This window comes from Sporosarcina sp. A2 (assembly GCF_050858885.1).
GTDB lineage: Bacteria > Bacillota > Bacilli > Bacillales_A > Planococcaceae > Sporosarcina.
Genome location: NZ_CP193898.1, coordinates 1,630,881 through 1,656,283, shown reverse-complemented (window position 1 = coordinate 1,656,283; position 25,403 = coordinate 1,630,881). Strand labels below are relative to the sequence as shown.

Sequence of the window (25,403 nt, the reverse complement as noted above, 5' to 3'; positions counted from 1 at the left end):
GAATGAAACTTTCGATACGAGTATTCGTATAAGTGAGTATAAAAGAAATCAAGTGGCTTGCTAGAAGTGTTGACTATCCAGGTGGGGAATTTAAGGAGGGGTTTCGATGGAGGAATTATACGTGAAGCAAAAAATGTTCAGTATGAGTGGCAAGTTCACTGTAAAAGATATAGATCAAAAAGATGTGTACCGCGTTGCAGGTAGTTTCATGCAAGTACCGAAGACGTATACCATTGAGGATTCGGTTGGACACGAGGTTGCCATTATTACGAAGAAACTCTTCAGTTTCTTACCGACATTTTACGTTGACGTTGCTGGCCAGGAGCAGGTGACCATCCAGAAGCAATTCACGTTTCTGAAAGCCCGCTACACGATTCATGCTGCAGGTATGGAAGTCAGTGGAAATTGGTGGGATATGGACTTCGAGGTTTTGCAGCATGGAGAAGTGGTGGGTAGGGTAGCGAAGAAATGGTTTGAATGGGGCGACAGCTACCGAATTCAAGTTGTGAAAGAAGAGATGGAGACGTTAATGGTGGCGCTTGTTGTCGCGATTGACTGTGTCCAATCAGACCAATCCGCTGCAACGTCAGTGATGTAAACGATTAAGTAAGTTCTCAGTAAGAAGTTATTCAAATAATCACACTGAAAAAGTTGATTTTCGTTACAGTCAGTCGCTATCCGTAGTGCTTGATTTTAGCCTGGTCGCTTCGCTTCTGCGGGGGACTTCAATCTTCGCTGATACAGGAGTCACCACTTTAGAGAAAGATGCATTGACGTGGTATGAAACTAAATGAATTTATTGAAAGAGGGGGAACGTTCTTCTCTTATTTCACTTGGAAAAGTTTAGTCTTTAAACAATGATAGGATAGTAAAGATTAGAAGAACTAAGTTTTATATGTTGAAAGAGAGCGAGGGTAGAAATACTAAAGGGATCTCTTTAGAGGTGTAAAACGTTAAAAAACATATGAAAAGGGGTGCAAATCCTTTTTTTAGATGACCCCAATAAGAATTATGGTATCAAATTAATATCGTTATATTCTACCGACGATTGCATGGAGAAATACAATAAAGATAACACCTAATGAAATGGAAAGTAACGAGATATACTTTATAAATCCTTTTTCTTTCTTAAAGAAAGCAATGATACCAAGTACTATGCCTATTGAATAGGAACCAAAGCCAATGAATATTCCCCACCAACCCAAGAAATCAATATTAATCGGTGGAAAAGCCATATAAGTAATGAAAATCCCAAAAACAATTAGAATGATGGAGTACTCACTATACTTTCTATTCACTTCTCACATCCCACTTAGTAAACTAAATGGCCCGATTGTGATATAGACGGTATCGCTTATAAAGCAAACGCACCCGTTTGTTTGTTGGAGCTTTTGATATTCTGAATTTCTTTTGAGAGATAAAATAAACCAATGTAGCAGTTAGCAATGTTAATAGTAATGGATTTGAAGCATTCCCAAATGACACTTCTCGACTTAGATCATTCGCAACCGAAGAAGGATTAGGAGTAAAAGAAGAAGTTAGTATCAACCCTGACACTATTTGAAAAGCCATAAATATAATTACGAAACTACTTATAAACACTAGAAACTTTTTCATAATGGTCACCTCCTTGTCTAATTTCACAATGATTTTTAATTGATCTGGCCCGATTGAAGCACAGTCCTTGTTCAGCAACTGCCCCCGATTGAGGAACGTTTATTTTCCTTTATCGCCTTTAATTGCTTGAAATATAATGTAGCATTTGGTTTCAGCATACACTAGTTTCTAATAGTATGGCGTTATATTCTAAATGTTGATATAATTTGACTTATATGAAATATCTTTCATTCTTACTACTCTTCTTTTAGATAGCAATTCTTTGTAGAAATTTTTTGTGTTCTATGTATGAAGTTTTTCTTAATTTAAAGGAGGAATAATACGAATGTAAAACTACCCGAAGAAATCAGATTTTAATTTGATAGTAAAGGGGTAGTAAGAATGAAAAATCAATCGTTTCGTTTTCTATGGATGGGCCAATCAATGGCTAATCTAGGTGATGTTTTTTATATAGTCGGGATCATTTCTTTATTATACACACTCACGGAGTCGCCTTTTGCATTAGCATTGGTGCCTTTCATCAATATGTTCGGTCGCTTTATAAGTGGGATTATTTCTCCGTGGTTGATAAATCGTTTTCCTTTAAAGATATTGCTCGTTTATTCACAAGTAAGTAAGACCGTTCTATTGGTTGTTCTATCGCTTTTATTAATTTCTGAAACAACGGAGAATCTATTCATCATTCTAACGTTTGTTGGTTGTATTGCGTTTTTGGATGGCTGGGCATCGCCCGCAAGCCACGCTATGCTACCTCGATTGGTACCAAAAGAACAACTTGTGAAAGCGAACAGTTTCTTCTCCATCGCCTCTGAAACAGTGAATTTAGGAGGCTGGGCACTGGGAGGATTAGCTGTCGCATTAACGAGTGGACAATTTGTTGTTTTCGGTACAGTTGGCTTATATATAATTGCAACGATGATGATGTTCGGTATCTATGATCCCACTCCGTTCCAGAAAAAAGAGTTTAAAGGTAAACGGGGTAGTGAGCTAACCGAAGGCTGGCAAATTGTATGAAGAAACCCGCTTTTCAGGAGTCTACACGTGATTATTATTTTTGAAGCAATTGCCAATGTTGTATGGATTGCTTCTATCCTTTATATCTTCGTGGCAGAAGTTCTAGGTCAGACAGAAGCTTGGTGGGGTTACATTAATACAGCCTTCTTCTTAGGTATGCTAATTGGTGGAGTCATCTGCTCTCGATTTGTAATTGAGATTGAAAACAACCTAAAACGCTTGCTTATTCTGTTATCATTTGGAATTAGTGGGGTCACTCTTTTTTTCGGAGTAACAACCATTCCATGGATTTCAATTCTAATTGTTATTCTGAACGGAATTGTCCAACAATTAAAAGGCATTGTAAGTGAGACAATGCTTCAAAAATCTGCAACTACTGACGAGCTGCCTAAAATTTACGCTGTTCAAAGTGCTTTAATATCACTGTTATTCGGTATTTCCTCATTAAGTTTCGGAGCGGTTGCGGAACTTTGGGATGCCAGGGTCACATTTATCCTTGCAGCAACTTTGTTAGGTCTCGGTGCACTTTTTGCATTAATTCGTCGTCGTGATTTCATCGTTACAACTGAATAATATGCTTAAAGCCTTACCTTAGATGGCTTTTCATGTTTTTCAAGATTTAACCCAGATAATTATTATAAATTAACTAAAAAATGATTGGACACTTGTCCAATCGTTTTTTAAATTCCACTACATATAAATGGCCCGATTGTGATATTGCTTCTTTTTACTTCCCTAGATTTCTCCATCGAATATAGCAAAAAGGAATACAACATTTAAAACAACCTGCTATTGATTTAAAAAGTCATTTGCTTACGACTTTTAGGAATAACTACGAATTTAGCGATTAGAAGAACCACTAAGAATACAAAGCAACTAAAACCAGTGTTATTACTTGTTAGTATATTTGACTGGATAATTCGCATCGCAAATAAAACGTTTAACATATAAGAAATTAGAAAACCCCCAAATGACAAACACGTTATATAATTGCCGAATAACGTCTTTCTGTAATTTGATACCGCTATTTTATTAGCTTTTCAGATAGTCAAAGTATGTTGGATTTGTCTAACAAAACCATATGTGAAGCCCGTAATTAACAATACAACTACTACATAACCAATTATTTCATCAACCATTAATTCACCCTCTCATCTTTAAGTTTACACCAGTTACTTTTATGAAATTTTTCTTCTGGTATTAAATAGTCTAATGCTCAAAAAAGGTAAAATTCTTCTTCATGAATTGCAACCGTTAATTATATAACTCATGCTGCCTCTCTTCATTTTTCTTGAAAGTGCCAACCGATAACAGAATAAGTCCTAAAGCAAATAGTATTGGGAATACATATAGGATTAGTAGTAGTGCAAAGGGATTTTCTATAATTATAGTGTAGGTTGTGGCAATGGAATAAGCTAATGGGAAGGAAATGGGTAGCATAATAGCAATACCCCATATTTTGTATTTACTTTTATTCGTCTTGCCAATACCATACAGATAAGAAGTGCCAATACTTACTAGGGTAATTAAATAACCTAAATACAACGGGGCTGTCATAATAACTCGTTGTGCAAATGAAATATCGGAACTAAATACTAATGAATCCGATATCAGCCAAGTTACAACGAAAAGTATTACTAAAGTAAAAAGAATAATCATCAGAACATTTTTTGATTTTAACCTTATGTAAATTCACCTCCCGATAACAACAATTATTTTATACTTATTCTCTAATTGATTCATTTTTCATTAATCTGGCCAGTTTACGGCATACCGACTTTATTACGAATTAGCCGATTTTGTATAAAGAGTGTACTATTTACATTTCTGAAAAGTATATTTATTGTCTTTAATTATCCAGAAGTTATGAAGTGGTAAAGGTACTGTCATTCACTGGTATAATCTATTTCACGAGTGGTACATTTCATTGGCTGTAATCAAAAGTTATACAGTATATTACAAACTAAACTTATATAAAATTTTTAAATCGATTTAAAAGGTGTCACTTTAAGAGATGATCTGCGCTTATTTTAAGCACTATTTTGCACAACCAAATTTAAAATCCAGCTCACAGTTTGGATAAGTGCTTTTATTGTTTAGAAAAGGCGTACTTTGAAATGCAATTTACCAATTAAAGTGACAAATTAGAATGTGCGAAGAGAATTCAAATGCCAATTAAAGTAACATCCATTTCGTCAAGGATTATATAGTTACTAACCTTTGACTTTTAATAGACGAAGTGCATTTAAAATAACGATCAGCGCAGCGCCAGTGTCACTTAATACAGCAACCCATAGCGTTAACCAGCCAGGGAGAATTAGTAGTAGAGCTACAACCTTTACTATTAACGAAAACCAAATATTTTGTTTGATAATGGACAATGCTTTTCGACTTAGCTTAATTGTATGTGGCAGTTTCTCTAAGTTGTCAGCCATTAAAACGATATCTGCGGTCTCCATTGCAGTATCTGTACCAGCACCACCCATCGCTATCCCGATGTTTGCAGTAGCCAGTGCAGGGGCATCGTTTATCCCATCACCAACCATGGCTACTCGATAGCCTTCTTCTTGCAATTTTTTTATCGCATCTACTTTTTCTTCTGGTAATAATTCAGAGAAGTAGCGATTCACGCCGGCTTCTAAAGCGATTGCTTTGGCAGTGCCTTCGTTATCACCTGTCAGCATGACGACTTGTTCAATGCCTATTTTTTCTAGGTTTGCAATCGCTACTTTTGTTGCGTTTCGGATTGTATCTGAAACACAAATTATCCCTAAAATCTTTTCGGCCGTCCCTATAATGATAATGGTTTTCCCTTCGTCTTGCAGTCTTAGAATTTCTTCAAGATGGTTATCAATAGGAGTGTTGACCTTTTCAAACAATTTTTTGTTTCCTGCAAAGTAAGTCACATTCCCGATTGTTGCTTGGATCCCTTTTCCTGTAAGGTTCTTAAACTCTGAGCCACTCTTTGCTTGAATGCCTTTTCCTTTCGCGTAATCCACAATTGTTTTAGCGATGGGATGTGTGGAGTATTCCTCTAATGTTCTAGCGAACGATAACAGGGTTTCTTCTGAATCATTAAAGACGACTACATCAGTAACTTTTGGTTTTCCTTCAGTGAGTGTTCCGGTTTTGTCAAAGGCTATGGCATTAATAGTTCCCGCATTCTCTAAGAATGTTCCACCTTTAATAAGAACGCCATTTTTGGCAGCATTTCCAAGAGCTGAAACAATGGCAACTGGGGTCGATATAACGAGTGCGCAAGGACATGCAATCACTAACAGCGTTAGCCCTTTATATATCCATTCATCCCACGTACCAAATCCGAATAATGGGGGAACGAGCATCACTAAAAGAGCAAGTATGAATACAACAGGTGTATAAATACGTGCGAATTTATCAATAAACGCTTCTGTTGGCGCCTTTTGCTCTTGAGCTTCTTCAACTAAATGAATGATTTTAGAGATAGTTGTATCCTCTATTAGTTTCGTAACTCTAACGCTCAGTGATCCGTGCTCATTTAAAGAACCTGCATACAACAAACTACCTTTTTCTTTATCGACAGGGATGGATTCCCCTGTTATAGCAGCTTGATTGACACTAGATTCGCCTTCTATCACATCTCCGTCTAATGGGATTCTATCCCCGGGCTTCACGACAATCACGTCATTAATGGAGATCTCTTCAACAGGCTTTCTGATTAATTCATTGCCAACTTGAACCCAAGCTTCTGGTGGGGTTAACTCCATTAGACCACGAATCGATTTGCGTGTTTTTTCGATTGCCCGATTCTGTAAGTTAAGCCCTAACGCAAATAGCCAAACAACCGTGGCCCCTTCAAGCCATTCTCCTAGAAAGGCAGCCCCGATTGCAGCTGCTGACATGAGAACGTTCATGTCTAACGAACGACTTCTAATCGCATAATAAGCACTCTTCACAGGCTTATATCCGCTTATGACTAGTGCAACTGCATACATTGTTATCGTTAGATAAGGAGAAATTCCGGTGTGAGAACCGATAAATCCTAGAGCAATTAATATACCTGAAAAAATGACAGCTCCATTCTGATTAATAGTACGTGTAGGGGAAGGTGTCTGCTTATTGTTAGTGATGAGTGAGGCTATAAATCCAGCTTTAGCTACTTCGTTAATAATTTCTTCAGGGCTATTTACGTGCTCAATTTTCATTTTTCCCGTTGAAAAATTCACCTGAACGTGTTTGACAGTAGGAAGATTATTCAAGTGGTTTTCAATTGTTAAGGCGCAAGAACCACAATCCATTCCTTCAATAAAGTAATTCTTCAACCTGTTATTAAATTTAATAGGTTCAACTTCAAAGCCAAGCTTATTCATTTGTTTTTGGATGGATTCAAATTCGAGTTCTTTAGTCGAACTAACCTGCATTTTTCCGGTACTATAGTTTACTTGAACTCCATTGATACTTTGTTGTTTGCTTAAACTTTTTTCAATTGTCACCGCACAAGCGGGGCAATCCATTCCATAAACTCGAAATTCCTCTTTCACTCCTTCATTGAGATTTACATTAACCTGATTTAGAATTTCTTTTGTATTAGCGCAACAATCGTCTCCAACAATCGATGCCTTTTCTTGTTCTTTACTGTTGCAGCAAGTCGTTACTTTACTATCTTCTTTCATAATCATTGAATCTTTGTTACAACATTCATCTTCGACTCCTGTAACTATAGTGTTACTGCTACAACAAATTGTCGTAACGCCCTGCTTTTTTTCAATTTGAGTTGCTTGGTTGCTACTGCAACAATTTGGTTGTTCCTCAATTTTTTGGGGTTCTGTTTTGGTCGAACAGCATTTTTTGTCCATTTTCCGCACCTCCTTAACTTATATGATTTTCACAACAAGCAACATTATCTTGAATTTGACTAAGTACATTATCAAATGTGTCTAACAACTCTTTTATTTGCTGATTTCTCAATCCATAGTAGACGTATTTTCCCTCTGGTCTTCCCTCAATGATTCCACATCCTCTTAGACAGGCTAAATGTTGCGAAATATTTGACTGATTCCCGTCTAAACTATCAACAATTTGTGATACTGTCTTTTCTTCATATTTGATGCACTCTAATATTTGAACCCTTGTTTTATCTCCGAATGCACGTAAAAATTTCACTTTAAGATCTAAATCTACTTGAATCATAATATCTCCCCTTATATATTAGACAGTACTAATATGTTTTGTTATTATCATATTAGCTATAACTAATATGTGTGTCAATCTTATGTCTTTATCTGGGGTAGTCGTGAACAATTCCTTTTTTTTGAATGGAACGTTTTAGTGTGTGACTTTTTTTGTACAATAAATTTTGATTCAACACTATTTTTACCGCTATTGAAAGGAAGAGAAGCAATGAAGAGGATTATTTGTGCAACATTAATTTTGTTTTTCGCATTTACAACCACTGTTTCTGCACATACCGGTTTAACGAGTTCCTCACCAGCTGGAGGGGAAGACATAACAGAAGATGTCTATGAAATTGTACTGGAATTTAATTCGAAAATCGAATCGACAAGTACAGTGAAGGTCTTTGACGAGAGTAAAGAGGAAATCATCATCAGTACTACACAAGTGAGTGGAGATATGATGACAGGAGGGTTCCTGTCGCCGCTGGATAAAGGCACATATGCAGTGGAATGGAAGATTATCGGTACGGATGGACACCCAATACAAGGAACCTATTCATTCATGGTAAGTCAATTTGAAGAGCCAGTAGTAACAGAAGAAAAACAAGAAATGTCTGTTGTGCCAAAAAAAGAATCAAATAGAAGAACCTGTAGAGCAGTCAATAGAAGATTCATCAAAATTAGCATCGAATGATGTTCTTGTTGTAATCCTTGTTATTTTATTTACGGTAGCCGGGGGGGGGGGTTGGTTGGATCATAGGAAGAAGGCAAAAGTAAATGGTTTGGATTTATATTTCTGAAAGTCTTTTGTATCTCTGTTTTTCGCTATTAATGGGATTTTTTATCCTTCAATTTATCCCGGAACGGCTGAAACCCGAAATAAGCATCCCTAAACGCTTGATCCAACTTTCCGTATTAGGTATTATTCTCTTTTCAGCTGCGCCTGTAGTTCGGATTATCTTGTTTCTTTATGAAGATATTGGGCTAGTGTTAACGATGCAAAATGTACTTAGTGGTTTTGAAGTAGGGAAGGCTTGGAATGTCACAGTCATACTTGCACTATTCTTTTACCTGTTTGTTTCGTTGTTCCCGGTATTAAAAAGCAAAGTACTGGCTGGTATATCTCTAGCTTTTACTTTAATTCTTCTCTCGGCATTGGGATGGGCAAGTCACGCAGTATCCCTCACTGAATGGAGTGGATTCGTTGTCCACTCGTTACACTTTTTAGCAGTTACAATTTGGGTGGGTAACCTCCTAATCGTTGGGTGGTATTCAAAAAATCAAGAGAATTGGCTTTCTTATTTAAAATGGTTTACACCTTTGGCAATTGGCTGTTTTCTCACGATCATGGGAACTGGATTATTTCTTATGACATTGGTCATCGATGTAAACGAGTATGGGGACGCTTGGATGTTATCATATGGACAAGCTTATTAGTGAAGCATTTGACCATCATCCCTATTTTGTTTTTTGCTTTTATTAATGGATTTTGGATCAGGCGGAAATTGAAGCGACAAGAGCAAATTAATCTAATACCGTGGTTGAAGTTCGAAAGCATATTACTTTTCTTTACTTTTGTTTCGACAGCGGTCTTGGGCCAACAAGAACCACCTCACAGTATCGAGATGACTCTTGATGGTAGTGGTCCTTCGGCAGTCTTCTATTATTTTTTTTCAGGGAACATTGACCCTTCAATGCATGTGCAATTCGGGTTAAATACAATTAATATACTGTATTTCATAGTGGCGATCATCTTCATGTGGCTGATTTTCTATAGCTTCAAAAAAATGGCGCCAGCGGTTGTTTCGTTTTTCATGGGGATGTTCTGTACCCTTTCGCTATATTTAGGATTAATTGTAAGCATTCAATAATTCAGTAGAAAAATAATAGAGAAGAGGTATTTGATGAGACATAATAAGAATTCAAATATGAAATTTATAGTTGTATTAACGCTTGTGGTAGTAGTTATATTGGCCGCAGTCGCTGTATTCAGCAATAAAGAAGAATCATTGCCAACAGAAACAAAGCAAATCGATGTCACTGGGCAGCCGTCACTTGGAGAGAAAGATGCCCCTGTAACGGTAGTAGAATTTGGTGATTTTAAATGCCCATCATGTAAAACATGGAGCGAAAAGATTTATCCAAAGCTAGTTAATGATTATATCGAAACAGGTCAAGTTAAATTTTCATTCGTGAGCGTATTATTCCACGGTGAAGAATCGACTTTAGCGTCGATTGCCGCTGAATCCGTTTATGAGCGAACCCCCGATTCGTATTGGGCATTCCATCAGGCACTATTTGATGCACAGCCTGTTGAAAATCATGATGGACTTTGGATAACGCATGAGAAAATTCTGGAAATCGCAAGTGGGTTTCCTGAGATTAATCAGACTTTGTTGAAAAAAGACATGGAACAGGAAGCTACTATGGAGAGCGTTAAAATCGATAAAGATTTAGTAAGAGAAGCAGGAGTTTCAATGACTCCGTCCATTGTGATAAACGGAAGAATGATGGAGGATCCCTTTGATTATGAAGCCATTAAGTCAGCAATAGAACAAGGGATTAAGGATAAAGACTGATGGGGGGGACTACAAGAACGGATTCTAAACCGCAGGGATTTTTATTATATGGGGCTTGGGTAGTCTCATTAGTTGCAACGTTTGGAAGTTTGTACTTCAGTGAAATTAAAGGGTTTATTCCATGTGAGCTATGTTGGTATCAGCGGATTCTCATGTACCCGCTAACTTTAATATTAGGGATTGGAACTTTCCAAAATGACAGTTCTGTTAAGAAGTTCGTGCTTCCTTTAGCACTTATTGGAGGAAGCATATCGCTCATGCATTATTTAGAACAGAAGATACCCGGCTTTGGAGGTTTCAAGCCGTGCGTGAGTGGTGTACCTTGCAGTTCTCAATATATTAACTGGTTCGGGTTTATAACAATACCATTTTTAGCGTTAGTGGCATTTGTGATTATTACTTTCTGTATGTTTTCAATAAAACCAAAGAAATCAATTGAGTAAAGAACATTTCTAAAGAAGCCATAGAAGCTACTGTTGTCGCGACTATGGTTGTTATTTTCAGAGTTGATTTGCGCCTATTTCAAATGCTATTTTGCACCAGAAATAAATAATAAATCCTAATTTCCCTTTTAAAAGCTAGAGAAATTAGGCTATTGATGTTAAACAATCGCATCCTTTTGCAGAAGATTAATTTATTGGAAACATTACATTTTTCACCTATTCAAAATGAAATATTTGGTAGGGATAAGTTAATCATTCCTGAACAATATAAATATTTAAGAGGAGGTTGTGATCATGAAAAAACTATATCCATTATTTGCTTTATTTTTTTTGTTAATTTTGGGCTTCACTGTTTCAGCCCAGGAAATAAAGTCCTCCAAAGTGCTAACTTATCATGGTGAAAGTGAAAATTGGTCTGGTGCATTTACAACCGAAGTGTTAAACGGTGTAGTCACCCAGGAGGGGGTTTTAAAATATAAAGGGCAAGATGTTGATTCCATAGGACAAGTTTCATGTAGCTATGAAACAACTGCTGGAGGACTTTCATCCACAAGTCTATTAGCAGGTAGTGGAACTAATTCCCCTATCGGCGAAAAAGGAACCCAGAAAAGTATAGGTAAGGGAGGTAATATTAATTTATTTTCTAAGGTAGAGATGGTTAAAGTAACTGTTAAATGGGATGGTAAAGTTGAATCGTTTAATTTATATAAACAATAGAATTTAATCGACAGGCGTCATAAATTACCACCATCTACCGTCATTGAAAATACTATCAATTATTACGCCATATTAAAAGGTTGATTAATCTTCTCACTAACTGGCCCGTTTGCGATATAGTTGAAATCGCTTTTAAAGCAAACGCACCCGATTGCGATATAGACACAATCACTTATAAAGCAATTCCCCCCGTTAGTGAAATAAGAAGTTTTGTTCGTTTTCTGATTCTAATCCAGTTATTAGCTTACAAAGGTAGCCAACGATATATTCTCTTAATATATTTTATTCAAATTTCATTATTTTTATTAATATCAACTGTAAACATAAGCTATTCACCTGTTAATATAAGCTCTCGCGAATTGACATCATAAATTTTATAATCAATTTCAAACAGATGGTCTTTTGTAACTGTCACCTCACAATAATACGGGATTGACTCTCCATAAGCATCAAGTGCAGGAATATAGTTAAAAGTAAATATTTCATCTGAATCAAGCATTTCGAAGGTCGATTCTTTAAAACGCCCTGAGGAAGTTATTTCGATGGTGCATTCCCCGCTGACAACATCATATTCCTTTAGTAGTATGTATTTTAGACTTGGTAGAGTAATTACTAAAAGGAAAACACCAAATAGAAGGGCTCCAATGGTCTTGACTACATTTGGTAATGTAAAGTCCTTTTCAACATACATAGAACCAAATATAAGTACTGCCATTAGAACTGACAAAGCTCCTATTATTAGCATAATATAAAACATTTTCCACTTCCCTATATCGACTTAATAATTAGATTTACGTAATTTCATTAAAATGGGTTCATTTTAGAGAATCTAGATAAAATATTTTCGACTGTCTACATTCTCTCTTATTGAACTAATCTGCCCGTTAGTTTAAGTAATAATTCCACAAAATGGCCCGATTGTTGCACATGCATAGTTCCACTATTGATACGATCATAAAGCGTGAAAGTTTTCATTTTTCTGGTGGTTATGAATTCAAAGAAGCGTACTAGAGACTTCTTATTTCAATCCCATCACCTACTATACCAAAGGTATCCAAAGAAATTCCTAGAAAGCAAATTCTTGTTGAGTTTAAGGGTTGAAATAAATGAAGATTTTTACATAAATATATAATCAGAGGATTTGAAATGCTTGTTCTCTATAGGGATTTTTAAATATTGAAAACAGTCTGGATTTTGGAAATTTGACTATTTAGTCATATTGCTATAGAAATCTAAAGCGCTTACATGTATTATAAATTCATATTTAAGGAGGATTTCTCATGTCAAAACAAACAAAACAACAAGTGCTAGAAGAAATCCCGCAGACAGGTTTCTTTGGACATCCGAAAGGTCTATTTACTTTGTTTTTCACTGAATTCTGGGAACGCTTTTCATACTATGGGATGCGAGCGATTCTTGTATTCTACATGTACTATGAAGTATCGAGTGGAGGACTAGGGTTAGATAAAACTGTTGCGCTATCCATCATGTCGATCTACGGTTCACTAGTTTACATGTCGGGTATTATCGGTGGATGGTTAGCTGACCGAGTCTTGGGAACTTCCAAGTCAGTATTTTATGGCGGCGTTCTCATTATGTTTGGTCACATTGCGCTTGCAATCCCTGGAAATATTTCGATGTTCTTCCTGTCGATGGTGCTCATCGTACTTGGAACAGGCTTATTGAAACCAAATGCTTCTAGTGTCGTTGGTGAGTTATATCCTGAGAATGATAACCGCCGTGATGCTGGATTTAGTATCTTTTATATGGGAATCAATATGGGTGCATTCATTTCACCAATCATTGCAGGTGTCTTGATGAAGCAAAGTTTCCATCTTGGTTTTGGGGTAGCGGCAGTAGGTATGTTCATCGGGTTAATCGTATTTGTTGCGACGAAAAAGAAAAACCTCGGACATGCAGGTACAATTGTTGCCAACCCACTATTAGCTTCAGAGAAAAAACGGGTTTATGCTACATTTGCGATCGCGGCAGTCGTGATTGGTGCGCTAGTAGCAATAGCAATTCCTCGAGGTTGGTTAACATTTGATTCGTTTGTTGGACTCATCGGAATCCTCGCATTCCTAATTCCGACCGCTTATTTTGTTGTTATGTATAGAAGCCCCAAAACAAATGAAGTAGAGCAGTCTAGACTGTTGGCTTACATACCGCTCTTCATTGCATCCGTATTGTTTTGGATAATTGCAGAGCAAGGGTCAACAATTTTGGCACTGTACGCAGATACGCGTACGAATTTAAATTTTATGGGCATTGAACTTTCACCCGCATGGTTCCAATCATTCTGGCCATTATTTGTTATAATTTTAGCGCCGATGTTTGCTTGGCTTTGGGTAAAACTTGGAGATCGTCAACCGAACATTCCACAAAAGTTCTCACTAGGATTGTTATTTGCAGGTCTATCGTTTATCGTAATTTTACTTCCGGGCTTTTTGGGAGGATCTGATGCACTTGTTAATCCACTTTGGTTAGTCCTAAGTATTTTCTTTGTGGCAGTTGGGGAATTATGCTTGTCTCCAGTTGGCTTATCAGCAACAACAAAGCTTGCGCCTGTTGCTTTTTCAGCACAGACAATGAGTTTGTGGTTTTTATCAAACGCTGCAGCTCAGGCTCTAAATGCACAATTGGTTAAGTTGTATTCTGCAGATACAGAAGTTCTGTACTTTGGTACAATTGGCGGAGTTGCAATTGCTATGGGAATCCTCTTGTTCTTCATTTCACCAATCATCATGCGCTATATGAAAGGGATCAGATAAAATCGAAACCGTACACTGCCATTTTTAAATAGTTGAAGGAGAGGGAGGGAGTAGAGATACTCGCCTCTCTTTTTAGTACGTAGAAAGAAAAGATTCGTTCGTGAAGGATTTAGAGAGTGAGCATTATCTCAGTATGAATTGTTCTACTACACCTATTAACGAAACCTTCTGAAGGGTCAACCGTATATGTAGTATCTAAAACACGACCTTAGAACAATACCTGTACATGTATTTCTGAAGATGTACGTTCGTTTTAAAATTCGAGGAGGGATTCAAATGAAGGAATTGTATGTGAAGCAAAAAATGTTCAGTATGAGTGGCAAGTTTACAGTGAAAGATACGGATCAAATTGATGTGTATCGGGTTGCAGGCAGTTTCATGCAAGTGCCTAAGACGTATACTATTGAAGACTCGGTTGGACATGAAGTTGCGATCATTACAAAGAAGCTCTTCAGTTTCTTACCTACATTTTTCGTTGATGTCGTTGGTCAGGAGCAGGTGACCATCCAGAAGCAATTCACGTTTTTGAAAGCACGATACACGATTCATGCTGCAGGTATGGAAGTGCGAGGGAATTGGTGGGATATGGACTTCGAAATTTTGCAGCATGGAGAAGTGGTAGGAAGGGTAGCGAAGAAATGGTTTGAATGGGGCGACAGCTACCGAATTCAAGTTGTGAAAGAAGAGATGGAAACGTTGATGGTGGCGCTTGTTGTTGCAATTGACTGTGTCCAGTCGGATCAATCCGCTGCAGCTTCAGTGATGTGATATAGCTAGTAAAGAGAAAACTCTCCTGTTTTAATTTACAGGAGAGTTTTCTGTGCATTTGGGAAAATGATTATAGTGGCACATAACTAAAATTATCCAAAGATAATACACTCCGCCTGTCCACCTTTTGCTCTTTGCACTCTATATAGAGGGTAAAGGGGGATTCTACTTTGACACATTACCTATCGCAATACGCAAAATTTAGCACGAAAGAACAAATGGACACTGCTGCTCGACAACACGTCGATTGTCACATCAATGCAATGAATAAGACGGATCTTGCAGTACTGGAAATGATAAGATGTTATTCCGTAAAATATTTAGCTGCACACTTGAAGCATGAAACGATAGAAAAGAAATTAAGTCTCTCGAATTCCACTATACGACGAACTCTTCGCAAACTTGAAAAACTGCAAATTATTGAGCGTATCCATTTTGTACGACCAGTTATGAGTGGGCTTGGAGCTAACATTTATGTTATTTTGCCTTTTAATGACCAGGGGATTTTGATCAGTGGAACAAGCGGGAACGAAGTGCATAGTGACGCGGTTGAGGCGCAAGATTTCGAAGGTGAAGCATCTTTCTATAAATCTCAAAAGCCTAAAGATCTTATAAAGACGTCTCACTCCGTTGTCGAAAAGTTATCCACAACGTTATTTGGGAGAATGAAAGAGATCTTGTCAATCAGCGGCGATGTGTCAAAAGCACGTGACCTTTTTGGTATTCATCGAGCACTATCTGGAATGATGTTGAAGTATGAGATTCACAAAGGGAAAGAAGCTGTGTTTGAAGCCTTGTCTCTACGTGCTACACAAATTGCAGTAGTGGCGCAGAAATCAAGAGGGATCCGTAGTTTGCCCGGATACTTCAGTGGTATCTTGCGACAACTTATTTGCGATGAACTGTTTTCGGAGTCGTATAAGGAGTTTTCGGTAGCTGTCGATGATTTCTATTGTCCGGGGTATTAAAGATGACAGGCTTATTATATTCGTATAACCTTCAAGCTAATAGGGAAACCTTCATATGAATCAGGATTTGAATGGAGGACTAAAATTGACCCATTATAATGAAAAACTGCCTAAGGAACCGTTATCGTACTGGCGCACAAATATAGAGTTCCCTAAGTTTCCGAAACTGGAACAGGATATTGACGTGGATGTAGTAATTGTTGGAGCAGGTATTACGGGAATTACTTCTGCTTATTTGTTAGTGAATGAAGGGCTGAAAGTGGCTGTCATTGAATCAGATGAAGTACTGAATGGTACAACTGGGCATACGACTGCTAAAATCACCGCACAGCATGACTTGATTTATGCTGAATTCATGCATAGCCTGGGGAGAGAAAAAGCTGGATTGTACTATCAAGCGAATTCTGAAGCACTGAATTTTATAAAGGAAACGGTGGACAGGCATTCAATCGAGTGTGAGTTTAGTCCACAAGATGCGTACATCTACTCAACCTCAGAGAAATATGCAAAGAAGATAGAAAAAGAAGCAGAGGCTTATAAGATTTTAGGAATCGACGGGGAATTGTTGGACACGATTCCGTTTAATATAGAAATCCAAAATGCACTCGTTATGAAAAATCAAGCGCAGTTTCATCCAACAAAATATTTAATCCATCTCATACAGCACATTACGGATAAAGGTGGTCAAATTTTTGAACAGACAACGGCAGTAAATATAGAAACTGGTGAGAATCCGTCTGTACTAACCACAGAACATAGAAGCATAACTGCAAAACACGTCCTCATTTGTTCCCATTTCCCTTTTTATGAAGGAGCAGGACTTTACTCAACTAGATTGTATGCAAATCGTTCGTATGCTTTAGCAGTGAAGCCGAAGAAAAAATATCCGGGAGGAATTTATATAAGTGCGGATAAACCTGCGCGTTCTCTTCGCTCTGTAACTGCAAATGATGAAGAGTTGGTCCTGATTGTTGGGGAAGACCATAAAACGGGTCAAGGAATAGAAACATTGGAACATTATAAAGCTTTGGAGACGTTTGGGGAAGAAGTTTTCGAGCTGGAAGAAGTGAGATATCGTTGGTCAGCACAAGATTTAGTGACACTTGACAACTTGCCTTATATCGGTGAGTTAACAGCTGGAAACCCTAATGTCTTGATAGCAACAGGATACCGGAAATGGGGGATGTCGAATGGAACTGCTGCCGCTTTGCTATTCCGGGACATGGTTCAAGATATAGAGAATCCTTATGAAGATTTATATACACCTTCCAGATTCAATGTGCACCCGAGTGTGAAAAACTTTGTGGTTGAAAATGCGAATGTGGTTGGACAGCTTATCAAAGGAAAGTTTGAGACGCCAAAGACAACACCCGAAGACTTAGCGAATGGAGAAGGTGCGCTCATTACATTGGATGGTCATAAGAAAGGAGCGTTTAAAGATGATGAAGGAAATGTACATATCGTAGATACGACTTGTACGCATATAGGGTGTGAGGTGGCATGGAATAACGGAGAACGAACTTGGGACTGTCCATGTCATGGCTCCCGGTTTTCATATACCGGTGAGGTGCTAGAGGGACCGGCGGAAAAACCGTTACAAAAATACGACTATAAAATGATTGATAATCTCACTTCTGAGGATTCAGGATATTAACTTGGAGTAACTCGCTATAGTTGCAAGATACTTAGATCCTTGAATCAGAAAAACGGTTACAGTAAATCTTTATGAAAAAACCGAACAGTACTAATGCTCGATTTGGTTATCTTATTTGTCAGTTGCAGAACTACCCATTGCTATAGAAATTCGATTCCAATTGTTGATTTGATTGATGATTAGAATCAATCAAATCAAGATATTGTTTTTCGTTAAAAACTAATGGCACCCGTTTGTAAAGATCATCTGGAACGCGTTTTGTCGGGATTAACGTCACATGTTCAGTTAATTCTAAAGCTACTCTTTCAGATTCTGTGTAAAAATTGCAGTCATCCCATGCGCTAATACTGTATATCCTTTGTTCTGTTTCACCCATTTTCCGAGCTTCGGCAGTGCGCATATTTAAACAGTATGCACACCCATTAATCTGGGAAGCGCGAATTTTGATTAATTCCTGTAAACTTTGTTCGGTGACGGTGGTTTTAATATACTTCTCCATTTCTAACATAATACTCATATCATCTGGTGCTTGGTCAAAATGAGAAACTCTTTGTTCCATTACGCAAAACCCCTTTTGTCTTAGTTAATGCTATTACACCTTTAATGGACGAGAGTATTTTTTAATTTGATTGGATTTGCCAATGTGAAAGAATTAGTCTGATGCATTATCCTTGTCTTTGTTTATGTTTCTGATTTTCGCAGATTACCATTACTTTTCCTCGTCTTCTGATTACCTTGCATTTTTCACAAATGGGTTTAACTGTGGGACGGACTTTCATCTAATCCAACTCCTTTTGACAAGCTTATATTTCGATTTTTTGAAAACATATTTAAATGCTTTTCGGAATAGACTTTTCTTTGTATATGAAGTAATATGCCCTTCGATTTCATAAAAATTGCTGGTAACTAATCCCGCAGTTTCTGGCTGGTTTTTTAGATTAAAACTATGGTTGTTTCGATGATAATTCAAATCCTGCAGAATTAATGTTGTAGATCACTGTTTACTACACATCTACATATCGTATGGAACAATAAAGTTGATTTCCTACCTTGACTATAGTAATTTTAACCATAGGTTACTAAAAGTAAGCTTGTAAACGAGTTCATAAAACAAGCGATAAGGAGTGTTGAAATTGACTTCAACAACAAAAACATTCAATGGAATTCCATTATCTGTATTAGATCTTGCACCCATCAACGAAGGCGGGAGTCCGACTGAGACTTTTAAAAACAGTGTGGAATTGGCACAACACGCCGAAAGTTTAGGATTCAATCGTTATTGGCTGGCGGAGCATCACAATATGCCAGGCGTCGGCAGCTCTGCGACATCTGTATTAATCGGTCATATTGCTGGTGCAACTGAGAGGATGCGAGTTGGCTCAGGTGGTGTTATGCTGCCAAACCACGCACCACTCGTGATTGCTGAACAGTTCGGTACACTGGATGCACTTTACCCTGGACGAATTGATTTAGGTCTGGGGCGTGCACCGGGGAGTGACCAAGCAACTGCGTATGCGTTACGCCGTACACTACATAGTAGTGGAGAAGATTTCCCTCAACAAGTGGAAGAGTTAAGATCTTACTTCGATCCGCAACCGAATGCACGAGTGCGTGCGTTCCCAGGGGAAGGTCAAGACATTCCGATTTGGTTGCTCGGTTCGTCAGGTTTTAGTGCACAGCTCGCTGCGCAACAAGGGTTGCCATTCTCGTTTGCCAGTCACTTTGCGCCAGCATATGTCATGCAAGCGATGCAATTGTATCATCAGAACTTCAAGCCGTCTAAGCATCTTAAAGATCCATATGCGATGCTTGGGGTTAGTATTGTCGCTGCGGATACAGATGAAAAAGCGTTGTGGCTCGCAACTTCCTTCCAGCAACAGTTCTTGAGTCTTCATCGAGGTATGCCGACTCAATTCAAGCCACCTTTGGATGATCCGGATGCCGTTTGGAGTCCGAGTGAGAAGGTGTCCGCTGCGAATATGCTCGATTCGCCTGCAACAATCGTAGGAAGTCCGGAAACCGTGAAACGGAAACTCGAAGCCTTTTTGAACCAGACGAAAGCGAATGAATTCATCATCAGTTCTCCAGTCTTCTATCAAGAAGACCGTTTGCGTTCGTTTGAAATTATTGCGGATATGATGGACTGACTCTAGTTTAGATACTGTCCAATGTAAGTCGGAAGAAACGACGTAAAAGCCTTTGACCCCCAACAATAATGGGAGTCAAAGGCTTTTTTGCTGGATTTCAATAATTTTTGAATGGTATAAGCTATGAGGATTTGTTCATTTCGGGGCAAGCAAGTCTTCACAACAGCTGAAGATCTAACAGGCTAGCGATTTTTTCTCTGTAGATATCAAATTCATTAACCGTTTTTAAATTTGCTAGCATCCCTTGAAACGTGTATTTCTCGATTGTAGGCTTTTTTAGCTCACTAGTTAGAAAGTCAATGACACCCGTTAGTCCTTCTATTTGTTCATCATTAAGATTCATGACTTCAAGCTGTTCTAGCATGTCCGTTAGTAACGCAAAGACTTTTTCATAGATGGTTAATGAGCCAAATGAATTGTTGGAAAAGATATTCAATAAGTTACGCTTCATGATTGGTTCTTCTCCCTTATCGAAAGAATCAACCATATCGTCAATACGGTTGATGATGAATGATGGAACGAGTGTCGCATCAATCTGCAAGTCTTGAATAAGGATGGCAACTAAGTAACTACTTCTGATCCCTTCAACAAGCATAATAATATCACCGGTATAGTCAGTGATTTTTTCCCCATATACTTCTTTTAATATGTTTTCATACCATGCTAGCATTTCAAATTGTGTTTTTTCCATTACTTGTCGAAGTTCTTTGTTGATAGAAAAGCTTTGTTCACGCATGTATACCATGAAAAAGTCTTTTTGTTGTGTCAGTTGTTCGAATGGAATGCTTAACAGTTTGGTTAGTTTTTCACGTGGAGGTAACTGTTCGGTGTTTATTTCGTGCGTTCTTGTTCTCATCTGCTCAAAGTAATATTCAAAGATAGCGATGTGTAATCCCTCTTTAGAAGGAAAGTAATTGTAAAATGCTCCTTTTGAGATCCCACAATCATTCACAATCTCTTGAATGGATGTGTTCGTGAAGCCATTTTCCGCAAATAACTTGATGGCCGACTCTATAATTTCTTCTTGTTTTCTTGCCTTCATTTAGTTTCACCTTTTCATAGTGAATATTTTATGTAGTACCATTCAGTTTACCAAGCAGTCCCATTTTGTCAACAAGAGTGATGGACGGTTTTAGGAATGGTTTTAAATATGACTAGTGAGTCATGAACTAGTATGCGTTCAGAACTAATCCTTTTCATAAGGCTATCATAGATAATTAATCTTGCATTTGACTGACTGGTCATTTATAGTATAAAACATCATGACTACACGGTCAATGATTGAGAGAAGTATCAAATACGGGGAGTGTATCATTTGAAGAAAATCACTAATTTCGCACTCAACAATAAATTCGCAGTATGGATACTGACGATTATGGTTGTGGTTGCTGGATTGTATGCCGGTTTCAATATGAAACAGGAAACAATGCCTACTATTACTTTACCGAACGTAACGGTTTTGACTACCTATCCAGGAGCAGCTCCAGATGACGTAGCGGAAAAAGTTACAGTTCCAATCGAACAACGGATTCAAAATTTGAATGGTGTGGAATTAGTTAGCTCCTCATCTCTAGCAAATGCCTCATCTATTCAAGTTCAATATAGTTTCAAAACAGATATGGATAAGGCGACTGAAGAGATAAAAGAAGCCTTGTCGACACTTTCGTTACCGGAGGGTGTGAAGGAACCACAAGTCTCACGATTAAGTTTCAACGCGCTCCCAGTCTTAACATTAAGTGTGAGCGATAATAACCGAACTACGGACGAGATGACTGACGTAGTGGAAAAAGATGTGCTGCCTGTTTTAGAAGGTATTGAAGGTGTGGCAGATGTCCAAATTACTGGGCAGCAACTGAAGAAAGTCACAATTGTCTTTGATGAAGAAAAGTTAAAGAAATACGGATTATCGCAGGATACAATTCAGCAAGTCATTCAAGGATCGGATATTACATTCCCATTAGGATTGACCAACTTCGATGGCAAAGTGAAGAACTTAGTCATTGACGGGAATATTGCAAGTGTGGACGATTTAAAAAAATTGAAGATTCCTGCCATGCCTGCTCAAGCGGGTCAGATGGGACAAATGCAACAAGGAAATCCAGGTGCACAATCCCAACAAGGAAATTCACAAGCACAAGCTCCAATGGAGATTCCTTCTGTCACGCTAGGCGAGTTAGCTGAAATCAAAGTGGTGAGTGAAGCTGAATCGATTTCTAGAACAAACGGGGAAGACTCCATCGGGATTCAAATTGTTAAAGCAGCTGACGGGAATACTGTCGAAGTTGTCAACAATGTGAAAGAGAAAATTTCTACTTTTGAAAAAGACTTGGATTTGAAAGTTATTACTACATTGGACCAAGGAGAACCGATTGAGAGTGCGGTTAGCACAATGCTTAGTAAAGCGCTGTTTGGGATCATATTTGCGGTATTGATCATCTTATTGTTCTTGAGAAGTATCAAAACGACTCTCATTTCCATCGTTTCGATTCCATTGTCTTTACTTATGGCAATATTCTTATTGCATCAAATGGACATTACGTTAAACCTATTAACCCTAGGTGCTTTAACGGTTGCTATAGGCCGTGTAATCGATGACTCGATCGTTGTTATGGAGAATATCTATAGACGAATGGCTTTGCCAGGTGAAAAATTGAGAGGAAAAGAGTTAATTCGGGAAGCGACTCGTCAGATGTTCATCCCGATCTTCTCATCTACGATTGTGACGATAGCTGTGTTCTTGCCAATAGGTTTAGTTGGTGGAATGGTTGGGCAGATGTTCTTACCGTTTGCATTAGCGGTAGCATTTGCACTCGCAGCATCTTTGGTTGTAGCTGTGACCATTGTTCCAATGCTTGCTCATTCGTTGTATAAAAAGCAATTGAGTCAGGTTGGAACAAAAGAAAATAAAGTAAAAGAAGAAAAGCCAGGAAAGCTGGCAAACGCATATATCCATGTTCTAGAGTGGACATTGAATCATAAATTGATAACTTTCGGGGGATCTGTAGTCGTACTCGTGTTAAGTTTCTTCTTAGTTCCATTGATTGGCGTCAGCTTCTTGCCTGATGAAGAAGAAAAAATGATTATGGCGACTTATAGTCCGGAAGCTGGCCAAACCAGAGAAGATGTTGAAGGAATCACAATGGATGCGGAGAACTATTTAAGTAACCATGAAGGAATTACGACTTATCAATATTCGTTAGGCGGAGGCAGCCCGATGGATGCCATGATGGGTATGGGCGGAAGTAATTCTGCGTTATTCTTCATTGAATACGATAAAGATTTTAAAAACTTCGGTGATGAAACATCTAAAGTCATTGACACACTTAATGAAAACACAGCCCAAGGTGAATGGAAGAGTATGGACTTTGGCGGTATGGGCGGCAGCGGCTTACAATTATATGTCTATGGAGATAATAAGGAAGATATTGAGAAAGCAACGGATCAGATCTTGCCTATTCTAGAAGACAATAAGAATTTGGAAAAAGTTGAGTCCAGCCTTACAGAAGCATATGACCAATACAAATTGGTCGCAAATCAGGAGAAATTGAGCAGCTTAGGATTAACTGCAGCACAAGTTGGCATGAATCTCATGACTCCTGGTGAAGCGCCTGCACTCACTACGGTAAAACAAGATGGAAAAGAGTTAAATGTGTATATCGAAGTGAAGGAAGATCAATATAAGAGTATCGATGAGTTGAAGAACAAAGTCATTCAATCACCTTTAGGCATCCCTGTGAAACTTGGAGATGTAATGGATGTTGAAGAAGGTAAAACGCCAGATACGATCCAGCGAAGAGATGGCAAAATGTATGCCTCCCTTACGGCTGATGTGAATAGTAAAGATGTCGCAGCGATTTCAAGTTCTGTAGAAAAGAAAATCAGTGATCTTGATTTACCAAGCGGAGTTAAAGTGGACTTCGGAGGTGTTACTGAACAGATCAATGAATCATTCACACAATTAGGGCTTGCGATGCTAGCTGCAGTAGCAATTGTCTACTTTGTACTCGTTGTGACATTTGGCGGAGCATTAGCACCACTCGCTATATTGTTCTCACTGCCATTTACAATCATCGGCAGTTTAGTGGCGCTCTGGATTGCAGGCGAGCCGCTAAATGTATCTGCAATGATTGGTGCATTGATGCTGATTGGTATTGTTGTAACAAACGCGATTGTCTTGATTGACCGAGTAATACATCAAGAAAAGGAAGGACTTTCTACAAGAGAAGCCCTTTTGGAAGCGGGATCTACTCGTCTTCGTCCAATTTTAATGACGGCTCTTGCTACGATAGGTGCGCTAATACCTCTAGCATTAGGTGTTGAAGGTGGAGGCGGTGGCCTGATTTCGAAAGGTCTCGGAGTTACAGTAATCGGGGGACTAATCAGTTCTACACTACTAACACTCGTTATTGTTCCGATTGTTTATGAAACTTTCATGAAACCACGTAAGAGAAAGGCGAACCGTTAAATTTATAAACGAAAACCTGTTAATGATTTCAATTCAAGACTAAAAGTGAAGAAGGTAACTTGCCTACTGTGGCGAGTTGCCTTTTTCTGTTTATAAGGAATGTTTGCTGATTCTGACAGCTAAGGATAGTGAAATGAACTATATATCAGTCAACTTGACAACTATACTTGTCAATATGAAATGTATACGTTACAATCGATGTTAAGAGGTGAGGTCAGTGAGAACACGTTTGAAGGAACTGCGAGCTCGGGATGGTCTGAATCAGACGGAACTAGCGAAACGGGCAAAGGTTTCCCGACAGACAATCAGTCTGATTGAGCGGGAAGAATTCATCCCTTCGTTGCTCATCGCAGTTCGTATAGCTACTATTTTTAATGAAACGATCGAGAATGTATTTCTATTCAATAAGGAGGAGATAGAATGAGATTAGTAATTTGGGGATTGATTGGTGCAGTAACAGGCTTTTCTGTGATTTTTCTAACCGACGCAATCCAACTTGACATTGATTTTCTTTCAGTTGCATACGAAGGGAATATTATCTTGACAGCGCTGACTTTTTTACTATTAATTTATAGCGCATTCAACATCCTCATCATGAGGAAAAAAATGAGATTGAATGTGTCAGGAGAAGAAGAGGATGCAAAAGATGTATGGATTTATAAAAAATTCAGCGATACTAATTTTGCTTCGGTTGTTGGACTTGTGACAGGTATAGCCGCGTTTGCTTTGTCACTTATTACAGTACAACCTTTTTGGGTAATCTTGACATCCGCTATTGCTGCGTTCCTTGCGTGTATGTTCACAATCGTTGTACCAAGTTTAATTAATACATTTTATCCTGAACGGAATCTACCTGCGGTATCGGAAAAGAACTATGGAAAGAAGCTGCTCGCAGCATCAGACGAAGGAGAGCGCCATGTTATGCTCGAAGGACTCTATCGTTCTTACACCTTGTTAAATGCTGCATTGGTACTATCCCTCCTCCTTTTAATGGTATATTCGATTATGACGGAAGTCTCTCAGCTATTTGCAATTTTTCTGATTGGAGCGGTGCTAATTGGAGGAAATGCTCAGTATTATCTAGTTATCCGCAACCGCTCTTAATCT

General features: G+C 38.3%; 23 protein-coding genes and 1 pseudogene. 16 read left to right on the top strand and 8 right to left on the bottom strand.

Annotated elements, in window-relative coordinates; genetic code table 11:
• The first annotated feature begins 106 nt into the window (after window positions 1–106).
• Window positions 107–598: an LURP-one-related/scramblase family protein gene (locus ACRPI0_RS08210; protein WP_432351922.1), complete on the top strand. Its 492-nt coding sequence runs from the start codon at window positions 107–109 to the stop codon at window positions 596–598.
• Between the two features lie 433 nt (window positions 599–1,031).
• Here the strand turns inward: ACRPI0_RS08210 and ACRPI0_RS08205 are convergent, their stop codons facing one another.
• Together ACRPI0_RS08205 and ACRPI0_RS08200 are read right to left on the bottom strand one after the other, a co-directional pair.
• Window positions 1,032–1,298, bottom strand: coding sequence for a hypothetical protein (locus ACRPI0_RS08205; RefSeq protein ID WP_432351920.1), 267 nt, complete (start codon window positions 1,296–1,298; stop codon window positions 1,032–1,034).
• Window positions 1,299–1,320: 22 nt separating this feature from the next.
• Window positions 1,321–1,617, bottom strand: coding sequence for a hypothetical protein (locus ACRPI0_RS08200; protein ID WP_432351918.1), 297 nt, complete (start codon window positions 1,615–1,617; stop codon window positions 1,321–1,323).
• Window positions 1,618–1,998: 381 nt separating this feature from the next.
• On the opposite strand from ACRPI0_RS08200, the gene ACRPI0_RS08195 reads away from it, so the two are divergent.
• Both ACRPI0_RS08195 and ACRPI0_RS08190 read left to right on the top strand, forming a co-directional pair.
• The gene (locus tag ACRPI0_RS08195) at window positions 1,999–2,631 is read left to right on the top strand and encodes an MFS transporter (RefSeq protein WP_432351916.1); all 633 of its coding nucleotides are present in this window, start codon (window positions 1,999–2,001) and stop codon (window positions 2,629–2,631) included.
• 27 nt (window positions 2,632–2,658) lie between these two features.
• Window positions 2,659–3,204, top strand: coding sequence for an MFS transporter (locus tag ACRPI0_RS08190; RefSeq protein ID WP_432351914.1), 546 nt, complete (start codon window positions 2,659–2,661; stop codon window positions 3,202–3,204).
• 1,640 nt (window positions 3,205–4,844) lie between these two features.
• Here the strand turns inward: ACRPI0_RS08190 and ACRPI0_RS08185 are convergent.
• Together ACRPI0_RS08185 and ACRPI0_RS08180 are read right to left on the bottom strand one after the other, a co-directional pair.
• Window positions 4,845–7,466, bottom strand: a complete 2,622-nt coding sequence (locus ACRPI0_RS08185) for a heavy metal translocating P-type ATPase (protein ID WP_432351912.1) — start codon at window positions 7,464–7,466, stop codon at window positions 4,845–4,847.
• A 13-nt stretch (window positions 7,467–7,479) separates the two neighbouring features.
• Window positions 7,480–7,800, bottom strand: a complete 321-nt coding sequence (locus ACRPI0_RS08180) for an ArsR/SmtB family transcription factor (protein WP_432351910.1) — start codon at window positions 7,798–7,800, stop codon at window positions 7,480–7,482.
• Window positions 7,801–8,010: 210 nt separating this feature from the next.
• On the opposite strand from ACRPI0_RS08180, the gene ACRPI0_RS08175 reads away from it, so the two are divergent.
• From ACRPI0_RS08175 to ACRPI0_RS08155, 5 genes are all read left to right on the top strand, one after another.
• Complete coding sequence (locus ACRPI0_RS08175) at window positions 8,011–8,478, top strand: copper resistance CopC family protein (RefSeq protein WP_432351908.1); 468 nt, start codon at window positions 8,011–8,013, stop codon at window positions 8,476–8,478.
• 83 nt (window positions 8,479–8,561) lie between these two features.
• Entirely contained in the window at window positions 8,562–9,221 is a 660-nt protein-coding gene (locus ACRPI0_RS08170; RefSeq protein WP_432351906.1) for a copper resistance D family protein, read from the top strand.
• Between the two features lie 467 nt (window positions 9,222–9,688).
• Entirely contained in the window at window positions 9,689–10,363 is a 675-nt protein-coding gene (locus ACRPI0_RS08165) for a DsbA family protein (protein ID WP_432351904.1), read from the top strand.
• On the top strand, window positions 10,363–10,806 hold the full coding sequence (locus ACRPI0_RS08160; protein ID WP_432355845.1) for a disulfide oxidoreductase: 444 nt from the start codon (window positions 10,363–10,365) through the stop codon (window positions 10,804–10,806). The genes ACRPI0_RS08165 and ACRPI0_RS08160 overlap by 1 nt, the downstream gene beginning before the upstream one ends.
• A 294-nt stretch (window positions 10,807–11,100) precedes the next feature.
• The gene (locus ACRPI0_RS08155) at window positions 11,101–11,523 is read left to right on the top strand and encodes a hypothetical protein (RefSeq protein WP_432355844.1); all 423 of its coding nucleotides are present in this window, start codon (window positions 11,101–11,103) and stop codon (window positions 11,521–11,523) included.
• Window positions 11,524–11,851: 328 nt separating this feature from the next.
• Here ACRPI0_RS08155 and ACRPI0_RS08150 read toward each other — a convergent pair whose 3' ends face one another.
• Window positions 11,852–12,238, bottom strand: a complete 387-nt coding sequence (locus ACRPI0_RS08150; RefSeq protein WP_432355843.1) for a hypothetical protein — start codon at window positions 12,236–12,238, stop codon at window positions 11,852–11,854.
• Between the two features lie 565 nt (window positions 12,239–12,803).
• On the opposite strand from ACRPI0_RS08150, the gene ACRPI0_RS08145 reads away from it, so the two are divergent.
• From ACRPI0_RS08145 to ACRPI0_RS08130, 4 genes are all read left to right on the top strand, one after another.
• Window positions 12,804–14,294, top strand: coding sequence for a peptide MFS transporter (locus tag ACRPI0_RS08145; protein ID WP_432355842.1), 1,491 nt, complete (start codon window positions 12,804–12,806; stop codon window positions 14,292–14,294).
• Window positions 14,295–14,570: 276 nt separating this feature from the next.
• Window positions 14,571–15,062 (top strand): LURP-one-related/scramblase family protein, encoded by a 492-nt coding sequence (locus tag ACRPI0_RS08140; RefSeq protein WP_432355841.1) that lies wholly within the window; start codon window positions 14,571–14,573, stop codon window positions 15,060–15,062.
• Between the two features lie 170 nt (window positions 15,063–15,232).
• Window positions 15,233–16,030: a hypothetical protein gene (locus ACRPI0_RS08135; protein ID WP_432355840.1), complete on the top strand. Its 798-nt coding sequence runs from the start codon at window positions 15,233–15,235 to the stop codon at window positions 16,028–16,030.
• A 55-nt stretch (window positions 16,031–16,085) separates the two neighbouring features.
• Window positions 16,086–17,684 (top strand): FAD-dependent oxidoreductase, encoded by a 1,599-nt coding sequence (locus ACRPI0_RS08130; RefSeq protein ID WP_432355839.1) that lies wholly within the window; start codon window positions 16,086–16,088, stop codon window positions 17,682–17,684.
• Window positions 17,685–17,795: 111 nt separating this feature from the next.
• On the opposite strand, the pseudogene ACRPI0_RS08125 reads toward ACRPI0_RS08130, so the two are convergent.
• Window positions 17,796–18,243: pseudogene (locus ACRPI0_RS08125) on the bottom strand (carboxymuconolactone decarboxylase family protein).
• 106 nt (window positions 18,244–18,349) lie between these two features.
• Complete coding sequence (gene rpmJ, locus ACRPI0_RS08120) at window positions 18,350–18,463, bottom strand: 50S ribosomal protein L36 (protein ID WP_432355838.1); 114 nt, start codon at window positions 18,461–18,463, stop codon at window positions 18,350–18,352.
• A gap of 348 nt (window positions 18,464–18,811) precedes the next feature.
• On the opposite strand from rpmJ, the gene ACRPI0_RS08115 reads away from it, so the two are divergent.
• Window positions 18,812–19,831, top strand: a complete 1,020-nt coding sequence (locus ACRPI0_RS08115) for an LLM class flavin-dependent oxidoreductase (protein WP_432355837.1) — start codon at window positions 18,812–18,814, stop codon at window positions 19,829–19,831.
• 157 nt (window positions 19,832–19,988) lie between these two features.
• Here ACRPI0_RS08115 and ACRPI0_RS08110 read toward each other — a convergent pair whose 3' ends face one another.
• Window positions 19,989–20,873 (bottom strand): TetR/AcrR family transcriptional regulator, encoded by an 885-nt coding sequence (locus ACRPI0_RS08110; RefSeq protein ID WP_432355836.1) that lies wholly within the window; start codon window positions 20,871–20,873, stop codon window positions 19,989–19,991.
• Window positions 20,874–21,146: 273 nt separating this feature from the next.
• On the opposite strand from ACRPI0_RS08110, the gene ACRPI0_RS08105 reads away from it, so the two are divergent.
• The 3 genes from ACRPI0_RS08105 to ACRPI0_RS08095 all read left to right on the top strand — a co-directional run bounded on the left by ACRPI0_RS08105 (window position 21,147) and on the right by ACRPI0_RS08095 (window position 25,400).
• Window positions 21,147–24,296, top strand: coding sequence for an efflux RND transporter permease subunit (locus tag ACRPI0_RS08105; RefSeq protein WP_432355835.1), 3,150 nt, complete (start codon window positions 21,147–21,149; stop codon window positions 24,294–24,296).
• A gap of 217 nt (window positions 24,297–24,513) precedes the next feature.
• Complete coding sequence (locus tag ACRPI0_RS08100; protein WP_432355834.1) at window positions 24,514–24,720, top strand: helix-turn-helix transcriptional regulator; 207 nt, start codon at window positions 24,514–24,516, stop codon at window positions 24,718–24,720.
• Complete coding sequence (locus ACRPI0_RS08095; protein ID WP_432355833.1) at window positions 24,717–25,400, top strand: DUF3169 family protein; 684 nt, start codon at window positions 24,717–24,719, stop codon at window positions 25,398–25,400. Before ACRPI0_RS08100 ends, ACRPI0_RS08095 begins: the two co-directional genes overlap by 4 nt.
• Window positions 25,401–25,403 lie beyond the last annotated feature (3 nt).

What these genes read in the sequence shown, in the direction of transcription:
- ACRPI0_RS08210 (WP_432351922.1), top strand. Translation starts at nt 107, where the DNA reads ATGGAGGAATTATACGTGAAGCAAAAAATGTTCAGTATGAGTGGCAAG.
- ACRPI0_RS08200 (WP_432351918.1), bottom strand. Translation starts at nt 1,617, where the DNA reads ATGAAAAAGTTTCTAGTGTTTATAAGTAGTTTCGTAATTATATTTATG.
- ACRPI0_RS08195 (WP_432351916.1), top strand. Translation starts at nt 1,999, where the DNA reads ATGAAAAATCAATCGTTTCGTTTTCTATGGATGGGCCAATCAATGGCT.
- ACRPI0_RS08185 (WP_432351912.1), bottom strand. Translation starts at nt 7,466, where the DNA reads ATGGACAAAAAATGCTGTTCGACCAAAACAGAACCCCAAAAAATTGAG.
- ACRPI0_RS08180 (WP_432351910.1), bottom strand. Translation starts at nt 7,800, where the DNA reads ATGATTCAAGTAGATTTAGATCTTAAAGTGAAATTTTTACGTGCATTC.
- ACRPI0_RS08175 (WP_432351908.1), top strand. Translation starts at nt 8,011, where the DNA reads ATGAAGAGGATTATTTGTGCAACATTAATTTTGTTTTTCGCATTTACA.
- ACRPI0_RS08170 (WP_432351906.1), top strand. Translation starts at nt 8,562, where the DNA reads ATGGTTTGGATTTATATTTCTGAAAGTCTTTTGTATCTCTGTTTTTCG.
- ACRPI0_RS08165 (WP_432351904.1), top strand. Translation starts at nt 9,689, where the DNA reads ATGAGACATAATAAGAATTCAAATATGAAATTTATAGTTGTATTAACG.
- ACRPI0_RS08160 (WP_432355845.1), top strand. Translation starts at nt 10,363, where the DNA reads ATGGGGGGGACTACAAGAACGGATTCTAAACCGCAGGGATTTTTATTA.
- ACRPI0_RS08155 (WP_432355844.1), top strand. Translation starts at nt 11,101, where the DNA reads ATGAAAAAACTATATCCATTATTTGCTTTATTTTTTTTGTTAATTTTG.
- ACRPI0_RS08150 (WP_432355843.1), bottom strand. Translation starts at nt 12,238, where the DNA reads ATGGCAGTACTTATATTTGGTTCTATGTATGTTGAAAAGGACTTTACA.
- ACRPI0_RS08145 (WP_432355842.1), top strand. Translation starts at nt 12,804, where the DNA reads ATGTCAAAACAAACAAAACAACAAGTGCTAGAAGAAATCCCGCAGACA.
- ACRPI0_RS08140 (WP_432355841.1), top strand. Translation starts at nt 14,571, where the DNA reads ATGAAGGAATTGTATGTGAAGCAAAAAATGTTCAGTATGAGTGGCAAG.
- ACRPI0_RS08130 (WP_432355839.1), top strand. Translation starts at nt 16,086, where the DNA reads ATGAATCAGGATTTGAATGGAGGACTAAAATTGACCCATTATAATGAA.
- rpmJ (WP_432355838.1), bottom strand. Translation starts at nt 18,463, where the DNA reads ATGAAAGTCCGTCCCACAGTTAAACCCATTTGTGAAAAATGCAAGGTA.
- ACRPI0_RS08110 (WP_432355836.1), bottom strand. Translation starts at nt 20,873, where the DNA reads ATGAAGGCAAGAAAACAAGAAGAAATTATAGAGTCGGCCATCAAGTTA.
- ACRPI0_RS08095 (WP_432355833.1), top strand. Translation starts at nt 24,717, where the DNA reads ATGAGATTAGTAATTTGGGGATTGATTGGTGCAGTAACAGGCTTTTCT.